The sequence below is a fragment of the Nocardioides sp. NPDC127514 genome, assembly GCF_040302125.1.
Classification (GTDB): domain Bacteria; phylum Actinomycetota; class Actinomycetes; order Propionibacteriales; family Nocardioidaceae; genus Nocardioides.
The window spans coordinates 1-17,852 of the sequence record NZ_JBEORF010000040.1 but is presented as its reverse complement, the minus strand read 5'-3'; the positions used below and the strand labels follow the sequence as shown (position 1 = coordinate 17,852).

The following is a 17,852-nucleotide window of genomic DNA, read 5'->3' as shown; positions in this document are numbered from 1 at the left end:
TTCCCCCATGCTCGAACCGACCGACCTCTCCGCGCGCGCGATCGAGGCGCTGCGTACCACCTTCGGCGCCGAGGCAACAGTGGTCGGGAGGGCGCCGGGACGGGTCAACCTGATCGGCGAGCACACCGACTACAACGCCGGCCTGGTGCTGCCGGTCGCACTCCCCCACGCCACCTACGCGGCGGCCGCGCCACGCACCGATGGCGTCATCCGGATCGCCACGGGCCAGGAGCCCGAGCTGTTCACCGGCCACATCGACGAGCTCGGTCCGGAGATCGAGGGCTGGCCCGCGTACGTCGCGGGAGTGCTCTGGACGCTGCGCGAGGCCGGTCTCGTCACCGGTGGCCTGGACATGCACCTGGAGTCGTCGGTCCCGCTCGGCGCGGGCCTGTCCTCGTCGGCGTCTGTCGAGTGCGCCACCGCCGTGGCGGCGCTCGGCATCGCCGGCCGGAGCCTCGACGAGGACCTGCAGCGGGCGGTCGTCGCGGCCGGGATCCGGGCCGAGACCGAGGTCGCCAAGGCGCCGACCGGCGGGATGGACCAGTCGGTCGCGGTCTTCGCCGAGGCCGGCGGTGCCCTGCTGATCGACTTCGACTCCGGCGCGCACCGCAGCGTCCCGCTCGCCCTCGGCGAGCGCACGATCCTGGTCACCGACACCCGGGTCAAGCACCAGCTGACCGACGGCGGCTACGCCTCCCGGCGTGCCCAGTGCGAGAAGGCCGCCGCCGACCTCGGGCTGCGCTCGTTGCGCGAGGCCACCCTGGACCAGGTCGAGTCCCTCGACGACGAGGTCGTACGCCGCCGGGCGCGCCACATCGTCACGGAGATCGCCCGCGTCGAGCCGACCGTGACCGCGCTCGGCGGCGGCGACTGGGCCGCGATCGGTGAGCTCTTCGCCGCCTCGCACGCCTCGATGCGCGACGACTTCGAGATCTCCGTCCCCGAGCTCGACCTGGCCGTCGCGACCGCGGTCGACGCCGGCGCCGACGGCGCCCGGATGACCGGTGGCGGCTTCGGCGGATCGATCGTCTCGATCCTGCCCCGCGATGCGGTCGAGGCGGTCAGTGCCGCCGTCGACAAGGCCTTCGCCGGGGCCGGCTACGGCGCCCCGGGCCACCTCATCGCCGAGCCGTCGGCGGGCGCGATGTTCACCGGGTTGCCTCGGTGAGCATCCCGGCCCGCCCGCCGACTCAGACCAGCCCCGCCTCGGCCAGCATCCGGGTCGCCGTGCCGGTCGCAGCCTGACGGGCCGCGCGAAGCAGATCGACGTCGGTCTCGGTACGACCCGGGATCGGGTCGCCCGCATCGGGCGCGAAGGTGAGCGTGTGTACGCCCGCACAGTTCCCGGCCCTCATCTCGGCGACCGTGCTGCGGTAGCGCTCCGGGCGGGTCCGGTAGAGCTCGCCGAGCTCCGGGTTCACCCGGCGCAGGTAGCGCTCGATGACCCGGTCGGCCGGACCGTAGCTGGGCGCCGTCCCGAACGGGCGGGTCACCAGCACGATCGCGTGCGTCGCCCCGAGCGCGGCCGCCGAGGCGACCGGCACCGCTTCGATCAGCCCTCCGTCGAGCCAGCGGCGGCCGCGTACGGTCACCGGAAGCCCTCCGGCCAGGGGCAGCTGGCTCGAGGCGATCACCGAGTCGGCGAGGTCGGTGGGATCACTGAAGTCCGTGAGCGGGACCGCCTTCGCGGTCACCACGTCGGTGGCCACCGCGGCCAGCCGCGGTGCCCCGTCGCGCAGCGCCAGCGACCACTCGAACAACTCCGCCGAACGTGCGGTGATCCCGCGGGTGTCCACCATCGACTTGCGCCGCAGCATCCGCCCGGCGCCGATGTACTCGGGCGAGGCGAACACCGAGGCGTACGACTCGCTGAAGGCGCCGATCGTCCCGGCCGCGACCGCGGTCGCGTTGGCCGCGCCGGCGGAGGTGCCGACCACCAGATCGACCGCGTCCACCAGGCCCTGGTCGGCGAGCACAGCGGCCATCGTCGCCGACAGCATCCCGCGCATCCCGCCACCCTCGATCACGAGGGCCAGGGTCGCCCCGTCATCCTTGTTCCGACTGTCCCCGCCACGACGGGACCGGAGCAGCTCGACCACTCCCGATTGCAATGCGTCCACCCCTGGATTGTGATGCTACTGGGGAGTAGGACGTGGCATCGGGTCGCTCCGACACGCCCGGACAGGGGCGCACGTCACACGTTGGCGGCGAGCCAGGCTCCCAGGTCGCGGGCCGAGCGGTCGACGACGTTGGCCCAGTCGAGGGCGGACTCGTCGGCGTTGTCGGAGACGTGCTTGACGACGCGTGCCGGGACGCCGGCCTCCCGGGAGGCCCAGGCGACGGCGAAGGCCTCCATGTCGACCAGGTGAGCGCGCTGGGCGAGCTCGGCGCGTACGACCGTGTCGGTCACGAAGAGGTCGCCGGTGGCGCAGACGATGTCCGACTCGCCGACCTCCAGCACGTCTTCGACCGGGTGACCCAGCGCCCGGATGGCGGCGGACGAGAAGTCGTGGTTGAGCACGGTCCCAACCTCGTAGGTGCCGGTGTGGCCGTCGCGCAGCGCCCCGCAGGAGCCGATGTTGACGACCTCCCGGATGGTCTTGTCGGACGCCAGCACACGCGAGACGGCCGAGGCGGCCGCCACCTTCCCCATCCCGGTGATCACCACCTTGAGTCCGGAAGGAACATGCGTCGCCTCGGCCTTGGTCGCCGACACCACAAGTACGCTCACGGCGGCTGACCTTACCGTCGCCCCGAGAACCAGACGCCGAGTCGGCGCGTTCCAACGCGCCGACTCGGCATGAATTCCGGTCAGGATGAGCCGACTCGGCCCGGGTTCTACTTGAGCTCCGCCGACGAGAGCCCGAGGACCCGTCGTGCCACGATCAGCTGCTGGATCTGCTGGGTGCCCTCGAAGATGTCGAGGATCTTCGAGTCGCGGGCCCACTTCTCCAGCAGCTCACCCTCGGAGTAGCCGATGGTGCCGGCGAGCTCGACGCAGGACAGGGTCACGTCCGAGCCCATCCGGCCGGCCTTGGCCTTCGCCATCGAGGCTTCCTTGGAGTTGGGCTGGCGGTTGTCGGCCATCCAGGCGGCCTGGAGCATGAGGAGGTAGGCGCCCTCGTAGTCCGACTCGAGCTGGATGAACTTCGCCGCGGCCGCCGACTGCAGGTGAGCGGGCCGGTCGTAGTCGATCTCGACGCCGGCCTTCTCGAGCAGGTCGCGGGTGTAGTCGAGCGCCGCACGGGCGCAGCCGACCGCCATCGAGGCGACCAGCGGACGGGTGTTGTCGAAGGTGGCCATCGCACCGGCGAAGCCCTCCTTGACGTTGATCTCGGGGCTGCCGAGGAGATTCTCCGCAGGCACCCGGCAGTCGGTGAAGGTGATCGTGGCGGTGTCGGAGGCCTTGATCCCGAGCTTGTGCTCGAGACGCTCCACCTTCATCCCCGGCGTGCCCTTCTCGACCACGAACGACTTGATCGCAGCCTTGCCGAGCTCCTTGTCGAGCGTCGCCCACACCACGACCGCGTCGGAGCGGTCACCGGACGTGACGAAGATCTTCTCGCCGTTGAGCACGTAGTGGTCGCCGTCGAGGGTGGCAGTGGTCTTGATGTTTGCCGAGTCGGAGCCGGTGCCGGGCTCGGTGATCGCCATCGAGGCCCAGATGCCGTCGAAGCGCTCGTGCTGCTCGTCGTTGGCGACCGACGCGATGGCCGAGTTGCCCAGGCCCTGGCGCGGCATCGCCAGCGTGAGCCCGACGTCGCCCCAGCACATCTCCGAGACGGAGAGGACCGAGGACATGTTGGCGCCGTTCTTTACCTTGCCGTCGTCGGGCTTGGAGTCGCGGCGTACGCCGGTGGCGCCCGCGCCCTCACCCTGCCCGGACTCGGCCAGGCCGTCCGCCATGGCGGCGAGCATGTCGAGCTCGGTGGGGTACTCGTGCTCGGCCTTGTCGTACTTGCGCGAGATCGGTCGCAGCATGTTCATCGCGACCTGGTGCACCTGCTCGCGCAGCGGCTTGAGCTTCTTGGGGTCTTCCAGATTGATGGCCATCAGACCAGCACCGTGCCTTCCATGATCCCGATCGCACGCAGGTCGCGGTACCACCGCTCCACCGGGTGCTCCTTGACGAAGCCGTGGCCACCGAGCAGCTGGACGCCGTCGAGGCCGATCTGCATGCCCTTGTCGGCACACAGCTTGCGAGCCAGCGCGATCTCGCGGGTCGCGTCGATACCCTGCGCCACCCGGCTGGCGGCCTTGTAGGTCACCAGCCGCATCGCCTGCAGCTCGATCGCGATGTTGGCGACCATGAACGCCACCGACTGGCGGTGGGCGATCGGCTCGCCGAAGGCCTCGCGCTCCTTGACGTAGGGCGTCACGTAGTCGAGGACGGCCTGGCCGACGCCGATGGACAGCGCGCACCAGGCGAGGCGGGAGAGCCGCACGGCCTCGGTGTAGGTCGAGCCGTCGGTCTCGCCGAGGACCGCCGCGGCGGGCACCTTCACGTCGGTCAGCGTCAGCTTGGTCAGCGAGGCGGCGCGTACGCCCATCGCCGGCTCCGACTCGATGATCAGGCCGTCGGTCGAGGACTCGATGAGGAACAGCACCGGCTTGCCGTCGAGGGCGGCGCCGACCACGAAGAGCTCGGCCTCGGCACCGCGGGCGACCAGCGACTTGGCGCCGTTGATGACGTAGCCGTCGGCGGTCCGGGTCGCCGTGGTCGACGGAGAGAGCACGTCGAAGAGGACCTTGTCCTCGTTGAGGGCGAACGCGGCCGCGGGCACGTTGCCCTCGGTGAACGACGGCAGGTACGTCTGCTGCTGCTCGTCGGTGCCCCACAGTCCCAGCGCGGTCGCGACCGAACCAGGTGCCAAGGCGGCGACGGCCAGACCGAGGTCGCCCTTGGCGAGCGCCTCGGCTACCAGCGTGCCGGCGACCGCGGAGCGGGTCTCGGAGATGCCGCCGAGCTCCTCGGGGACACCCAGGATCGGCAGCCCGATCTCCAGGCTCGACTTGAGCAGCTCGTCCGGCGCGGCGCAGGCCTCGTCGGCCTCGGCAGCGGCGGGACGTACGACCTCGGCGGCGAACTCGGCGACCACGTCGACGAGCATCTGCTCGTCCTCGCTCGGGGTCAGGTCGAAGACGCCCTGGGGGATGGCGTTGGGCACGCGCACGCCCGGGGCGCCCCGCTTGCCCTTCTTCTTGAACGCCCGGCTGGTCGCCGCGATCGTCTTGAACCCGCCGCGGGTCACCGTGAAGACGACCTGCTCGGTCTGCTTGCGGACACCGAGCCGGTCGAGCGCGGGGCTCTGCGAGAGCTTGCGCAGACCGGCCACGGCGAACCCGATCGGATCGCGCGACTCGCCGGACGGGACGCCGTGCGCGATCCCGCCACGTAGGCCTTGGAGGATACTCATGGGTAGAACTGTAACTGGGAGTTACAACGCGGTCTACACCTCTGGGTGGTGATGGCGGTAACAAACGACGTACGTCTTCTTTATAGGGTTTGCACATGGCCGACTCCTCCCTCGAATCCGCTCCGCCCCTCGCGCCTCACGGCGCCCTGCCCGAAGGCGGGACGGTGCGGCCGATGACCCGTTGGGGCACGCCCGTGATGCATCGGCCGAAGAAGCAGGTCGAGGTCTTCGACGCCGCGCTCACCGAGCTGGCCGCCGACATGGTCGCGACGATGTACGCCGCCGAGGGCGTGGGCCTGGCCGCCGACCAGATCGGCGAGGACGTCGCGATCTTCGTCTTCGACTGCCCCGACGCCACCGGGCAGCGCACCGTCGGCGTCGTCTGCAACCCGGTCCTGACCCTGCCCGAGGGCGAGGACCGCCACCTCGACGTCGACTTGGAGGGCTGCCTCTCCTTCCCGGGCGCGTTCGTGGACTGCGCCCGTCCCGACTGGGCCGCGGTCGACGGTCTCGGCCTCGACGGGGAGCCGGTCCACTTCGAGGGCAACGGCCTGCTGGCCCGGTGCCTGCAGCACGAGACCGACCACACCAACGGCACCGTCTTCGGTGACCGCATCTCCGCCAAGGCGCGCAAGAAGCTCACCAAGGAGCACGACCGCCTGGCCAAGGACTACCCGGCCGAGTGGCCCGCGGGAGACACCGTCGACTAGGACATCCGGTCGACGACGTACTCGGCGATGGCGAGGCTGGAGGTCGCGGCCGGGCTCGGCGCGTTGCGCACCGATGTGATGCCGTCGGCCTGGTGGATGACGAAGTCGTCGACCAGCGAGCCGTCCCGCTCGACGGCCTGGGCGCGCAGCCCCAGCCCCGCGCGGGTGACGTCCTCCGCGCCGATCTCCGGCACGTAGCGCTGGGCCTCGCGCATGTAGGCCTGTTTCGACAGTACGCCGCGAAGCTCGGTGAATCCGGTGCGCCAGTGCTCCGCGGCGAACCGCCAGAACCCCGGCCACGCCAGCGTGTCGACGAGGTCGCGGGGAGTCAGCGACGTCCGACCGTAGCGTCGGCGGCTGAGCGCCAGGAACGCGTTGGGACCGACCTCGAGACCACCGCTCACCCGACGGGTGAAGTGCACCCCGAGGAACGGGTAGCGCGGGTCGGGGACCGGATAGACCATGCCCCGCACGAGATCCTGTTTCGCGGCACTGACCTGCATGTACTCACCCCGGAACGGGACGATCCGGGGCGCCTTGGGACCGCCGGTCAGCTCGCCGAGGCGGTCGGACTCCAAGCCGCCGCAGACGACCAGGTGGTCGACCCAGGTCCGGCCGGCGGGCGTCTCGACCTCGATCCCGCCCGTGACGCGGCGGATGCCGGTGACCTCCTCGCCGAGGCGTACCTCTCCCCCGCTGCCGGTGATGGAGCGGCCCAGCGCCTCGGCGACGGCGACATAGTCGATGATCGCGGTCCTCGGCGAGTGCAGGGCGGCCAGCCCCGCCGCGTACGGCTCGATCTCCTCGATCTCCTCGGGGCCGACTCGCCTGAGGCCGGGCACGCCGTTCTCGGTGGCCGTCTTCTCCAGCGCGTCGAAGCGCCCCATCTCGGACTCGTCCACCGCGACGACGAGCTTCCCGCACGCCTCGTAGGGGATCTCGTGCTCGGCGACGAACTCCTCGAGCAGATCACGCCCGCGGGTGCAGAGCCGGGCCTTGAGGCTGCCGGGCTTGTAGTAGATGCCGGCATGGACGACCCCGGAGTTGTGGCCGGTCTGGTGGGTGCCGAGGGCGGCCTCCTTCTCGAAGACGATCACCGTCTCGGCCGGGCGGCGGCGCAGGATCTCCCGCGCCACCGCCAGCCCGACGATCCCACCGCCGACGACTCCGGTCGTGGTCACTGCGCCTCAGCCCCCGGGAGCATCTCGCGGACCTGCATGGTGGCGCGGCACGCCGAGGCACACTTCCCCGCCCACATCAGTGCCTCCTCGAGGGTGTCGACGTCGACGACGATGAAACCACCGAGGTGCTCCTTGCTCTCCGGATAGGGACCGTCGGTGACCACGCCGGCCTCGTCGACCGTCCAGGCGTCCTCGTGACCACCCTTGATCCCGCCGCCGAAGACGAACGCGCCGGCGGCGATGGCCTCACGGGTCATCTCGGAGGCGGCCGCGGCGATGTCGGCCACCTCCTCCTCGCGGTAGTCCATCGCCTCGTCGCGGAACGAGATCAGATACCTGCTCATCAGCCACCTCCTGGTTTCGGGCAGCGCTGATCGCCACCCCTCACTCGCTCCACGAACGGGTCCGGCCGACTTCGACAGGTCCTCGGGAAGAACGTACGCCGCGGCTGCCCTCATCGCCTCCAGAACTCGGCGATCTTCTCGGCAGCACGAAGGCCCTGGCGATGACCCGCCCGAGCCGCGGGCGGTCGGGTCGCCGGGTTCATCATGTTGTCGCCGAATGCCTCCAGCGAGTCCGCGTCGGGAAGAACCGTCGCGACGGTGCTCCCGCCTCCGCGCAGCTCCTCGACCTGGGCGGCGAGGTCACTGCACCATCGGGCCGGGTGACGCGTCCGGCCGCCCAGCGGCGAGAGCACGAGCACTCGCTCGTACCCCGCCGCCAGGTCGGCGTTCTCACTCGAGCGCCGGTAGCCGCCATCGATGTAGCGACGCCCGCCGATCGCATACGCCGGGCCACCTGCGCAGCTGGCCGCGACCGCGTCGACCAGGTCGACGCCGCTGTCGCGGTCGAGCTCGACGGGCTCACCTGTGTCGGCGTCGACCACGGTGAGGAGGATGTTGCTCTCCGGCCAGTGCGGGCGCGGCAGTCGAGCCGCGACGGTCTCGCGCCAGCGCTCCCGCCCGGCCGCACCCGCGGTCGCGGCGAGCTCGATCGCGTCCGCGCCGATCCGGCGCCGCATGTCGGGCAGGTCGGCCGATGCCGCGATGATGGCGTCGGTCCGGTCGAGGTGCGCCCAGGAGATGGGGCCGCGCGGTCCTGATGGGGCCTGGGGTACCGGTGTCGAGAGGACGCCGGCGAGCAGGTCGGCCGGGCTCGCGGCGCTGATCTGGGCCGCGGCGGTCGCGCCGGCGGAGGTGCCGATGACCAGATCGGCCTCGGTCACGTCCAGCCCGCCCTCGAGCAGGCCGGCGATGACGCCGATCAGCCAGGCGTTGCCCGCCGATCCACCACCGCCGAGGACCAGTGCACGCTCGTCGGTGGGCCGGGGTCGTGTCGGCGTGTTCGTTGTCGCGTTCATGGGAGTCGCCTTTCGGGAGTTCTTCAGGCGCTCCCGGCGACTCCGCCCGGAACTGGGCTCAGTCGCGCGATCGTGGACGGCGGGGAGCACCCGCGGTGGATGTTGCGTACACGGGACTCACCTCCTGCTGTCGGATCACGATCGCGACGACGCTAGCACGGGACACGGCTCCGCTCATCGCCGAATGGCGCCGCGAACGGGCGTCCGTGGCTTTACGGTGAGCGGGTGACGAAGACCTGGTCGATCCTGCGCCTGGTGATGGCGGCGCTCATTCTCGCGGCCGTCCTGGCCGAGTTCCGCAACGCAATCAGCACCGATCCGGCGGAAGGCTCCAGCACCGCGACGATCCTGGTGAACTTCTTCAGCTACTTCACGATCGAGTCGAACCTCTTCGCGTTGGCCGCCCTGGTCGCCGGCGCGGTGTGGGCGCTGACCCGCAAGACTCGCGAGCCGGAATGGATCGCGGTGCTCTTCGCGGCGGCCACCACGTTCATGGCCATCACCGGGATCGTATACAACCTGCTGCTGCGCGGGCTGGCGCTCGCCACGACACCCTGGGCCAACGAGGTGCTCCACCTGATCGGCCCGGTGTTCCTGGTCGTCGACCTGCTCTTCGCTCCCCCGCGCCGACGGCTGCCCTGGCGGGCCGTCGCGGCGATCATCGCGTTCCCGATCGTGTGGGTGGTCTACACCCTGATCCGCGGTGAGTACGTCGTGTCCCCGCTCACCGGGGACGACTGGTGGTATCCGTACCCGTTCCTCAACCCGCACCTGCAGGACGGCTACCTGGTGATCTCCTTCTACGTCGTCGGCATCGCGGCGGCGTTCACCCTCGTCGCCTGGGGCGTCGTCGCCATCGGGCGTCGGCGCGACGTACCGGAGCCGGTGGCGGTCGGCTAGACGTTCCGGCAGCAGGGTGCCCCGAATAGGGGATTCACATCACCGCTCGCGGGGCGCATCGTGAAGGCGAGGTCTTCCTGCGATCGGAGCTCAACCATGCGTCTCCCCACCAGACTGCTGTCAGTAGCAGTCGTCCCGCTTCTCGTCATGCTCCTCGTCGCGCCCGCCGTGGCCGCGCCGCGTCCGTCCTCGATCCCCCTTCCCGACGACTTCCAGCCCGAGGGCATCGCGATCGGCGAGGGCAACACCTTCTACGTCGGCTCGCTGCTGGACGGCGACATCTACCGCGGCGACCTTCGTAGCGGTGAGGGCTCGACCTTCATCGACCTCGAACCCGAGGACGGCCGGGTGGCGGTCGGCATGCGGGTCGACAAGGCACGCCACTGGCTCGTCGTGGCCGGCGGTGCGACCGGCCGTGCATGGGTCTACGACACCCGGGACGGGTCGACCGTCGCCGAGCTCGAGCTCGGCCCGGCCGCGACCACCTTCAGCAACGACGTCGCGATCACGAGGGACGCGCTGTACTTCACCGACACGTTCGCTGCCCGAATCTACCGGGTCCCGATCCTTCCGGACGGATCGTTCGGCGCGACGGAACCGATCGAGGTGACCGGCGTTGCCGCTCAGACCGGCGGCTTCGGGCTCAACGGCATCGACTCGACCCACCGAGGGTGGTTGATCGTCAACCACAGCGCGCTCGGCATCCTCGCGCTGGTCGACCCGGAGACCGGCGTGAGCCAGGAGATCCCGCTGACCGGCCCCGCTCTGGTGCCGGGCACCCTCGACGGGCTGCAGCTCGAGGGCCGCACCGCCTGGGTGGTGCAGAACTTCGCCAACTCCGTGGCCCGCGTGAAGCTCTCGCCGGACCTCACCAGCGGCGAGGTCGTCGAGGTGATCGAGTCCGACCTGTTCCGGGTGCCGACCACGGTCGACCTACACGGCAGCACGCTCGCCGTGGTCAACGGCCGGTTCGACCTCGGCTTCCCGCCGCCGTTCGGTCCTGGAGCACCTCCCGGCACCGAGTTCGACGTGGTGCAGATCCGCCCGTGACATCCGTGCCTCGACCGTGTCGCACAGGTCGGCCAGCCGCTCGGAGTCGGTTCTGAGGTGCCCTCGGGACCACAGTCGACTGCACAGTGTCGCGGGGTGAGCGGGACCCCCGACCGGGCTCAGCCCTCCCGGATCATCCAGCGCTCGGGCGCGGGCAGCGGCTCCCAGCCGTACTTCGCGTAGAGCTCGTGGGCGTCCTCGGTGGCGAGCAGGGTCCGGCGGATGCGGTACGGCTCGAGGTCGGCGACCACGCCCTCGATCAGCAGCTTGCCGATCCCCTGGCCGCGGGCACCCGGGTCGACGATGACGTCGCACAGCCAGGCGAAGGCGGCGAAGTCGCTGACCACGCGGGCGAAGGCGACCTGGTTCCCGGCCGCGTCGTAGACGCCGTAGCAGCGCGACCCCTTGTTGGCCGCGTCCTGCACCTCGCGCGTCCGGTCGCTGGCCCAGTAGGACTGCGCGAGCATCCGATGCACCCAGTCGGGGTCGATCCGGCTCTGGTCGGCAGAGAAGGAGTACGCCGCGGGCTTCTCGCTCGTCGCCGGCTCCGCGCTCAGCAGCCCGAGCAGGTCGTCCGGCTCGGGCTCGGGTCGCACGACCTGGGGCGCGACGGCGGGCGCCTCGACGGCCCCCGCGAAACCCGGCCCGGGGTCCGGCGTACGACCCGCCTGGTAGGCCAGCGCGGCACCGTTCGCGAGCCTGTCGGCGGCCTCGTTGAGCGGGTGTCCGGAGTGGCCCTTGATCCACTCGAACCGGACGTCGCGGCCCTGCATCGCCGCGTCGAGATCCTTCATGATCTCGACGTTGAGGACGGGCTTGCCGTCGGCCTTCTTCCAGCCCTTGCGCTTCCAGCCGGCCATCCACTTGGTGACCGAGTTGATGACGTACTTGGAGTCGCAGTAGATCAGCAGCGGCTCGCCGGTGTGCGCCGTCTGCCGCAGCAGGTCGAGGACCGCGGTCAGCTCGCCCTGGTTGTTGGTCCCGTGCGGCCAGCCGCCACAGGCCCAGGTGGACCCGTCCACATACCAACCCCACCCCGCGGGCCCCGGGTTCCCGAGCGCCGAACCGTCAGCAGCAGCCACAATCGTCACGCGCCCATCCTGCCAGCCGCGTGCCGACCCGCTCCGGGCGGTCAGGGGTTGACGCGGGGACCGGAAGCCGTGGAGCCGCGGACGACCAGCTCGGGGTGGAAGACGAACTCCGAGTGCGGGGTGCCGGTGCCGGCGATCTCGTCGAGGATGGCGCGGACCGCGGCCTGACCCATCGCGTGGACGGGCTTGCGGACGGTGGTCAGCGGCGGGTCGGTGAAGGCGATCAGCTGGGAGTCGTCGTAGCCGACCACGGAAACGTCCTCCGGGACCCGCAGACCACGCGAGCGGGCGGCACGGATGGCGCCCAGCGCCATCATGTCGCTCGCGCACACGATCGCGGTGAAGCCCTCGTCGAGGAGCGCGGAGGCCGCGGCCTGGCCGCCCTCGAGGGTGAAGAAGGAGTCGCGGATGTGGCCCTTCTCGATCTCCTCGGCACTCAGCCCGAAGCGGTCGGCCATGGTGGTCACGAAGCCCTCGATCTTGCGCTGGACCGGGACGAAGCGGCGGGGACCGACAGCCAGGCCGATCTTGGAGTGGCCGAGCGTGGCGAGGTGGGTGACCGCCAGCTGCATCGCCTCGCGATCGTCGGGCGAGATGAACGGCGCCTTGATGTCGGGGGTGAACCCGTCGAGGAGGACATAGGGAACGCCCTGGGCGCGCAGCTTCTCGTAGCGCGTCATGTCGGCGGTGGTGTCCGCGTGCAGGCCGGAGACGAAGATGATCCCGGTGACACCGCGGTCGACGAGCATCTCGGTGAGCTCGTCCTCGGTCGAGCCGCCGGGCGTCTGCGTGGCGAGCACCGGGGTGTAGCCCTGCCGGGTCAGGCCCTGCGCGATGACCTGCGCGAGCGCGGGGAAGATCGGGTTGTCGAGCTCGGGCGTGATCAGGCCGACCAGCCCCTCGCTGCGCTGGCGCAGCTTCACCGGGCGCTCGTAGCCGTGGACGTCGATCGCCGCCAGCACCGCCTCCCGCGTGGCCGCGGCGACCCCGGGCTTGCCGTTGAGGACGCGACTGACCGTCGCCTCACTCACGCCCGCATGGGCCGCGATGTCAGCAAGTCGGGCAGAGGCTGGTGTTATGGGCACGATCACATCATGCCCTCTCCCTACACGGCCTGCAAGAACTTTCAGCAAGTTTGCAACTTTTGCTGAAAGACTCTTACATTCTCCTCGACGCGGGGTTACCTTCGTCACACCACCGGGCGGATTCCTCGCCCGGCCCCATATCGAAGGAGAACTCATGCGACGTGGCATCGTGGCCACCGCAGTGGCGGCATCGCTCGCCCTGGCGGCAACGGCATGTGGCGGTGGCAGCGGCGACAGCAGCGACGGCCCGGTCACCATCACCTGGTGGGACACCTCGAACGCAACCAACGAGGCGCCGACGTACCAGGCCCTCGTCAAGGACTTCGAGAAGGCCAATCCGGACATCAAGGTCAAGTACGTCAACGTGCCTTTCGACCAGGCCCAGAACAAGTTCGACACCGCGGCCGGCGCCAGCGGCGCTCCCGACGTACTTCGCGCCGAGGTCGGCTGGACGCCTGCGTTCGCGCAGAAGGGCTTCCTCGCTCCCCTCGACGACACCGAGGCGCTCGAGGAGAAGGACGCCTTCCAGCCCAACCTGATCAAGCAGGCCGAGTTCGACGGCAAGACGTACGGCGTCCCGTTCGTCACCGACACCCTCGCGCTGGTCTACAACAAGGCGCTCTTCGAGAAGGCCGGCATCACCGAGGCGCCCACGACCTGGGACGAGCTCAAGGCCGACGCCGCCACGATCAAGTCCAAGACCGGTGTCGACGGCTACTGGGGCTCGACCTCCGCCTACTACGCGCAGCCGTTCCTCTACGGCGAGGGCACCGACACCGTCGACGCCGAGGCCAAGAAGATCACCATCTCCTCGCCTGAGGCCAAGAAGGGCCTGAGCACCTGGCAGGGTCTCTTCGACGGCGAGGGCCTGCACAAGGCGGACACCACCGCCGACGCGTACGCCCACATCCAGGACGCCTTCGTCAACGGCAAGGTCGCCGCGATCATCCAGGGTCCCTGGGAGATCACGAACTTCTACAAGGGCTCGGCGTTCCAGGACAAGAACAACCTGGGCATCGCCACCGTCCCGGCCGGCTCGACCGGCGAGGCCGGCGCCCCGACCGGCGGTCACAACCTGTCGATCTACGCCGGTTCGGACGAGGCGCACCAGGAGGCCTCCGCGGCGTTCGTGAAGTTCATGACCTCGGCCGAGACCCAGGCCCAGATCGCGCTCAAGAACTCCACGCTGCCGACCCGCGACGACGCCTACACCGACGAGGTCAAGGCCGACCCGGGCATCGCCGGCTTCCAGACGGTGCTCCCGGCCGCCCAGCCGCGACCCGAGCTGCCCGAGTACTCCTCGCTGTGGGGTCCGATGGACCAGGAGCTGCCGAAGATCGCCTCCGGCGCCGAGACCCTCGACGAGGGTCTGGCCACGCTGGAGACGGCCTTCGCCGACCTGCTGCCCGAATTCTCCAAGTGAGCTGGGAAGAGCCCGTCATCTCATGACCCTGACAGCACCAGCGCCCGCCGCCGAGACCCCGCGGTCTCGGCGGCGGGCGCCCCGCCCCGTCCAGCGCGTGCGTGACTCCTACCGCCGCTACTGGTACGCCTACGCGATGGTCGCGCCCGTCGTGATCGTGCTCGGCGTGCTCGTCGGCTACCCGCTCCTGCGCGGCTTCTACCTGACTCTGACCGACGCCAACAGCCTCAACTCGGCACGCACCATCGGCGTCAACACGATCGACGCGACGTACAAGTTCATCGGTCTGGACAACTACGCCGAGATCCTGTGGGGCCCGGCGGCGTACGACCGCTTCTGGTCCCACTTCGTGTGGACCATCGTCTGGACCGTCACCTGCGTCGTCCTGCACTACGCAATCGGCCTCGGGCTGGCGATGCTGCTCAACCAGCGGCTGCGCGGACGCGTGGCGTACCGCCTGCTGCTGATCCTGCCCTGGGCGGTGCCAACGTTCGTCACCGTCTTCGCCTGGCGGATCATGCTGGCCGACGCCGGCGTCATCAACTCGATGCTCGACACGATCGGGCTCGCCTCGCCGAGCTGGCTCGAGGACCCGACCTGGCAGCGTACGGCCGCGATCATGGTCAACACCTGGTGCGGCGTGCCGTTCATGATGCTCTCCCTGCTCGGCGGGCTGCAGTCGATCGACGAGAACCTCTACGAGGCGGCCGAGATCGACGGCGCCAACGCCTGGCAGCGGTTCCGCCACGTCACCCTGCCGGGGCTGTCGTCGGTGAGCTCGACCGTCGTGCTGCTCGGCGTGATCTGGACCTTCAACCAGTTCGCGATCATCTTCCTGCTCTTCGGCAACACCGCGCCGGACGCGCAGATCCTGGTCACCTGGGCCTATCGACTCGGATTCGGGCAGCAGCCTCGCGACTTCGCCATGTCGGCGGCGTACGGCGTGCTCCTGCTCGCGATCCTGATCGTCTTCACGTCCTTCTACTACCGGTGGTTGAAACGCAATGACCAGCTCGCCTAGCCTCAACGCGCCCAGGACGACCCAGCGCCGCCGCGGAGAACTCGGCCCGGTCGCGCGGGTGGGCACGCACCTGACGCTCACCGTGGCGTCGCTGATCGCGGTCTTCCCGATCGTCTGGCTCGTCTACCTGTCCCTGGGACCCGACAAGGACGACTACCTCCACCCCGGCGGGATCTTCGCGAAGGCGACGCTGGACAACTACTCGTTCGTGCTGACCAACACCGCCTTCTTCAACTGGCTGTGGTCGACGCTGGTGGTCGCCGGGGGCACGACCCTGTTCGGCGTGATGTCGGCGGCGACGACCGGCTATGCGGTCTCCCGGATGCGGTTCCCGGGCCACCGGCCGCTGATGTGGGTCCTGCTGCTGACGCAGGCGTTCCCGATCGCGGTGCTGATCGTGCCGATGTACGAGATCTTCTCCCAGCTCCGCCTGGTCGACTCCCACCTCGGCCTGATCCTGGTCAACTGCACCACGATCGTCCCATACTGCTCCTGGCTGCTGAAGGGCTACTTCGACACCATCCCGGTCGAGCTCGACGAGGCCGGCATGATCGACGGGCTCACCCCGTTCGGTACGTTCTGGCGGCTGATCCTGCCGCTGGCTCGCCCGGGTCTCGCGGTGGCCGCGTTCTACGCCTTCATCACCGCCTTCGCGGAGGTCGCGTTCGCCTCGACGTTCCTGCTCGACGACTCGAAGTACACCTTCGCGGTCGGACTGCAGAGCTTCGTCAGCGAGCACGACGCGCAGTGGAACCTGATGGCCGCCACCGCTGTCCTCATCGCCATCCCCGTGACCATCTTCTTCTACCTCGTCCAACGACACGTCGTCACCGGTCTGACCGCCGGCGGCGTCAAGGGCTGAAAGGGCAACTTTCTCCATGAGCAGCACCGAATGGTGGCGTGACGCCGTCATCTACCAGGTCTACCCCCGCAGCTTCGCCGACAGCGACGGCGACGGCACCGGTGACCTTCCCGGGATTCGGTCCCGACTCCCCTACCTCCGTGACCTGGGCGTGGATGCGATCTGGCTGAGCCCGTTCTACGCCTCACCGCAGGCCGACGGGGGCTACGACGTGTCCGACTACCGGGCGGTCGACCCTCGCTACGGGACGTTGGACGACGCTCGCGCGCTGATCTCTGCTGCCCACGAGCTGGGTCTGAAGGTCATCGCCGACATCGTCCCCAACCACTCCTCCTCGGAGCACGTGTGGTTCCAGCAGGCGCTCGCCGAAGGGCCGGGGTCGTCGATGCGGTCGCGCTACCACTTCCTGCCCGGACGGGGTGAGAACGGTGAGGAGCCGCCGAACGACTGGGACTCGATCTTCGGCGGTCCGGCGTGGACGCGGGTTCCGGACGGCGAGTGGTACCTCCACCTCTTCGCCCCCGAGCAGCCCGACTTCAACTGGAACTCCCCCGAGGTGCACGCGGAGTTCCTGGACATCCTCCGCTTCTGGCTCGACCTCGGCATCGACGGCTTCCGCATCGACGTCGCCCACGGCCTGGTCAAGGCCGAGGGCCTGCCGTCCATCGGCCACGCGGAGCAGCTCCACCTGCTCGGCAACGACGAGATGCCGTTCTTCGACCAGGACGGCGTCCACGAGATCTACCGTTCGTGGCGCCGGGTCCTGGCCGACTACCCGGGCCGGATCTTCGTCGCCGAGGCGTGGACGCCGACGGTGGCACGGTCGGCGAACTACGTACGCCCCGACGAGCTGCACCAGGCCTTCAACTTCGAGTACCTCGACACCGCCTGGGACGCCGCGGCGCTGCGTAAGGTCATCGACAGCTCCCTGGACGCGATGCGCCCGGTCGGCGCTCCGGCGACGTGGGTGCTGTCCAACCACGACGTCACCCGACACGCCACCCGGTTCGCGAACCCGCCGGGGTCGGGGACCCAGATCCGGACGGCCGGTGATCGTGAGCTCGGGCTCCGGCGCGCACGCGCGGCGACGCTGCTGATGCTCGCGCTGCCGGGATCGGCGTACGTCTACCAGGGCGAGGAGCTCGGCCTCCCCGACGTCACCGACCTGCCCGACGAGGTCCGCCAGGACCCGTCCTTCCACCGCGCCAACGGCCAGGACGGCTTCCGCGACGGCTGCCGGGTGCCGCTGCCGTGGACCCGCTCCGGCTCGTCCTACGGCTTCGGCGACGGTGGCTCCTGGCTGCCGCAGCCGGCGGAGTGGGGTCAGCTGAGCGTCGAGGCCCAGACGGGCGTCGAGGGTTCGACCCTCGAGCTCTACCGCTCCGCCATCCGCACCCGCCGCGAGGTCCCCGGCCTCGGCGCCGGCGACGCGGTGACCTGGCACGACGAGGCCCCCGCCGGTGTCCTCTGGTTCGAGCGTGACGGCTTCGCCTGCACGGTCAACACCACCAAGGAACCCGTACGCATCGCCGCCCCCGGCCGCGTACTCCTCTCCTCCTCGGGCGCCGTATCCGTCACCGACGCCACCGCCGACCTCCCCGGCGACACGACCGTCTGGTGGCAGATCTAGCCGAGAAGTCACCCCCCGTCGGCCGAGTCGGCACAGGACGGCCCGGTCCCGGTCCCGCTGGTGAAGGCGGTCGTCGAGGTCCTGGGCGACTGGCGTCCTCGGGTCGGCGGCATCGTCTACGT

General features: G+C 70.0%; 17 protein-coding genes. 8 read left to right on the top strand and 9 right to left on the bottom strand.

The genetic code is table 11. The features are described 5' to 3' along the window. Window positions 1-7: 7 nt before the first annotated feature. Complete coding sequence (galK, locus tag ABTX24_RS26430) at window positions 8-1,168, top strand: galactokinase (RefSeq protein ID WP_350843884.1); 1,161 nt, start codon at window positions 8-10, stop codon at window positions 1,166-1,168. A gap of 22 nt (window positions 1,169-1,190) precedes the next feature. Here galK and ABTX24_RS26425 read toward each other — a convergent pair whose 3' ends face one another. From ABTX24_RS26425 to ABTX24_RS26410, 4 genes are all read right to left on the bottom strand, one after another. After that, the gene (locus ABTX24_RS26425) at window positions 1,191-2,120 is read right to left on the bottom strand and encodes a patatin-like phospholipase family protein (RefSeq protein ID WP_160022768.1); all 930 of its coding nucleotides are present in this window, start codon (window positions 2,118-2,120) and stop codon (window positions 1,191-1,193) included. A gap of 74 nt (window positions 2,121-2,194) precedes the next feature. Beyond that, entirely contained in the window at window positions 2,195-2,731 is a 537-nt protein-coding gene (locus ABTX24_RS26420; RefSeq protein WP_350843882.1) for a nucleosidase, read from the bottom strand. 107 nt (window positions 2,732-2,838) lie between these two features. Next, window positions 2,839-4,053 carry an acyl-CoA dehydrogenase family protein gene (locus ABTX24_RS26415; RefSeq protein WP_160022764.1) on the bottom strand — a complete coding sequence of 405 codons (1,215 nt, stop codon included), beginning with the start codon at window positions 4,051-4,053 and terminating at the stop codon, window positions 2,839-2,841. Next, complete coding sequence (locus tag ABTX24_RS26410) at window positions 4,053-5,417, bottom strand: acyl-CoA dehydrogenase family protein (RefSeq protein WP_350843880.1); 1,365 nt, start codon at window positions 5,415-5,417, stop codon at window positions 4,053-4,055. The genes ABTX24_RS26415 and ABTX24_RS26410 overlap by 1 nt, the downstream gene beginning before the upstream one ends. 95 nt (window positions 5,418-5,512) lie before the next feature. Between ABTX24_RS26410 and def the strand changes: the two genes are divergently transcribed. Continuing rightward, entirely contained in the window at window positions 5,513-6,127 is a 615-nt protein-coding gene (gene def / locus ABTX24_RS26405) for a peptide deformylase (RefSeq protein ID WP_350843878.1), read from the top strand. Here def and lhgD read toward each other — a convergent pair. The 3 genes from lhgD to ABTX24_RS26390 all read right to left on the bottom strand — a co-directional run bounded on the left by lhgD (window position 6,124) and on the right by ABTX24_RS26390 (window position 8,668). Beyond that, window positions 6,124-7,308 (bottom strand): L-2-hydroxyglutarate dehydrogenase, encoded by a 1,185-nt coding sequence (gene lhgD, locus ABTX24_RS26400; protein ID WP_350843876.1) that lies wholly within the window; start codon window positions 7,306-7,308, stop codon window positions 6,124-6,126. The two genes, def and lhgD, sit on opposite strands and share 4 nt — an antisense overlap. Next, complete coding sequence (locus ABTX24_RS26395; protein WP_350843874.1) at window positions 7,305-7,652, bottom strand: YciI family protein; 348 nt, start codon at window positions 7,650-7,652, stop codon at window positions 7,305-7,307. Before ABTX24_RS26395 ends, lhgD begins: the two co-directional genes overlap by 4 nt. Before the next feature lie 110 nt (window positions 7,653-7,762). Then, window positions 7,763-8,668, bottom strand: a complete 906-nt coding sequence (locus tag ABTX24_RS26390) for a patatin-like phospholipase family protein (RefSeq protein WP_350843872.1) — start codon at window positions 8,666-8,668, stop codon at window positions 7,763-7,765. Between the two features lie 225 nt (window positions 8,669-8,893). On the opposite strand from ABTX24_RS26390, the gene ABTX24_RS26385 reads away from it, so the two are divergent. Together ABTX24_RS26385 and ABTX24_RS26380 are read left to right on the top strand one after the other, a co-directional pair. Next, the gene (locus ABTX24_RS26385) at window positions 8,894-9,568 is read left to right on the top strand and encodes a Pr6Pr family membrane protein (RefSeq protein ID WP_350843870.1); all 675 of its coding nucleotides are present in this window, start codon (window positions 8,894-8,896) and stop codon (window positions 9,566-9,568) included. Window positions 9,569-9,664: 96 nt separating this feature from the next. Continuing rightward, the gene (locus ABTX24_RS26380) at window positions 9,665-10,618 is read left to right on the top strand and encodes an NHL repeat-containing protein (protein WP_350843868.1); all 954 of its coding nucleotides are present in this window, start codon (window positions 9,665-9,667) and stop codon (window positions 10,616-10,618) included. Window positions 10,619-10,737: 119 nt separating this feature from the next. Here the strand turns inward: ABTX24_RS26380 and ABTX24_RS26375 are convergent, their stop codons facing one another. Together ABTX24_RS26375 and ABTX24_RS26370 are read right to left on the bottom strand one after the other, a co-directional pair. Next, window positions 10,738-11,709, bottom strand: a complete 972-nt coding sequence (locus ABTX24_RS26375; RefSeq protein ID WP_350843866.1) for a GNAT family N-acetyltransferase — start codon at window positions 11,707-11,709, stop codon at window positions 10,738-10,740. Between the two features lie 41 nt (window positions 11,710-11,750). Further along, window positions 11,751-12,740, bottom strand: coding sequence for a LacI family DNA-binding transcriptional regulator (locus tag ABTX24_RS26370; RefSeq protein WP_457163902.1), 990 nt, complete (start codon window positions 12,738-12,740; stop codon window positions 11,751-11,753). A gap of 208 nt (window positions 12,741-12,948) precedes the next feature. On the opposite strand from ABTX24_RS26370, the gene ABTX24_RS26365 reads away from it, so the two are divergent. From ABTX24_RS26365 to ABTX24_RS26350, 4 genes are read left to right on the top strand one after another with little or no spacing between them, the layout of a single operon-like run. After that, window positions 12,949-14,217 carry an extracellular solute-binding protein gene (locus tag ABTX24_RS26365; RefSeq protein ID WP_350843862.1) on the top strand — a complete coding sequence of 423 codons (1,269 nt, stop codon included), beginning with the start codon at window positions 12,949-12,951 and terminating at the stop codon, window positions 14,215-14,217. 22 nt (window positions 14,218-14,239) lie between these two features. Beyond that, window positions 14,240-15,238: a carbohydrate ABC transporter permease gene (locus ABTX24_RS26360; RefSeq protein ID WP_350843860.1), complete on the top strand. Its 999-nt coding sequence runs from the start codon at window positions 14,240-14,242 to the stop codon at window positions 15,236-15,238. After that, window positions 15,222-16,100, top strand: coding sequence for a sugar ABC transporter permease (locus tag ABTX24_RS26355; protein WP_350843858.1), 879 nt, complete (start codon window positions 15,222-15,224; stop codon window positions 16,098-16,100). Before ABTX24_RS26360 ends, ABTX24_RS26355 begins: the two co-directional genes overlap by 17 nt. Window positions 16,101-16,116: 16 nt before the next feature. Then, window positions 16,117-17,730, top strand: coding sequence for a glycoside hydrolase family 13 protein (locus ABTX24_RS26350; RefSeq protein WP_350843857.1), 1,614 nt, complete (start codon window positions 16,117-16,119; stop codon window positions 17,728-17,730). Window positions 17,731-17,852 lie beyond the last annotated feature (122 nt).

Bases quoted from the DNA above. Each gene is read 5' to 3' on its own strand.
- galK (WP_350843884.1), top strand. From the start codon at position 8: ATGCTCGAACCGACCGACCTCTCCGCGCGCGCGATCGAGGCGCTGCGT.
- ABTX24_RS26415 (WP_160022764.1), bottom strand. From the start codon at position 4,053: ATGGCCATCAATCTGGAAGACCCCAAGAAGCTCAAGCCGCTGCGCGAG.
- ABTX24_RS26410 (WP_350843880.1), bottom strand. From the start codon at position 5,417: ATGAGTATCCTCCAAGGCCTACGTGGCGGGATCGCGCACGGCGTCCCG.
- def (WP_350843878.1), top strand. From the start codon at position 5,513: ATGGCCGACTCCTCCCTCGAATCCGCTCCGCCCCTCGCGCCTCACGGC.
- ABTX24_RS26395 (WP_350843874.1), bottom strand. From the start codon at position 7,652: ATGAGCAGGTATCTGATCTCGTTCCGCGACGAGGCGATGGACTACCGC.
- ABTX24_RS26390 (WP_350843872.1), bottom strand. From the start codon at position 8,668: ATGAACGCGACAACGAACACGCCGACACGACCCCGGCCCACCGACGAG.
- ABTX24_RS26380 (WP_350843868.1), top strand. From the start codon at position 9,665: ATGCGTCTCCCCACCAGACTGCTGTCAGTAGCAGTCGTCCCGCTTCTC.
- ABTX24_RS26365 (WP_350843862.1), top strand. From the start codon at position 12,949: ATGCGACGTGGCATCGTGGCCACCGCAGTGGCGGCATCGCTCGCCCTG.
- ABTX24_RS26360 (WP_350843860.1), top strand. From the start codon at position 14,240: ATGACCCTGACAGCACCAGCGCCCGCCGCCGAGACCCCGCGGTCTCGG.
- ABTX24_RS26355 (WP_350843858.1), top strand. From the start codon at position 15,222: ATGACCAGCTCGCCTAGCCTCAACGCGCCCAGGACGACCCAGCGCCGC.
- ABTX24_RS26350 (WP_350843857.1), top strand. From the start codon at position 16,117: ATGAGCAGCACCGAATGGTGGCGTGACGCCGTCATCTACCAGGTCTAC.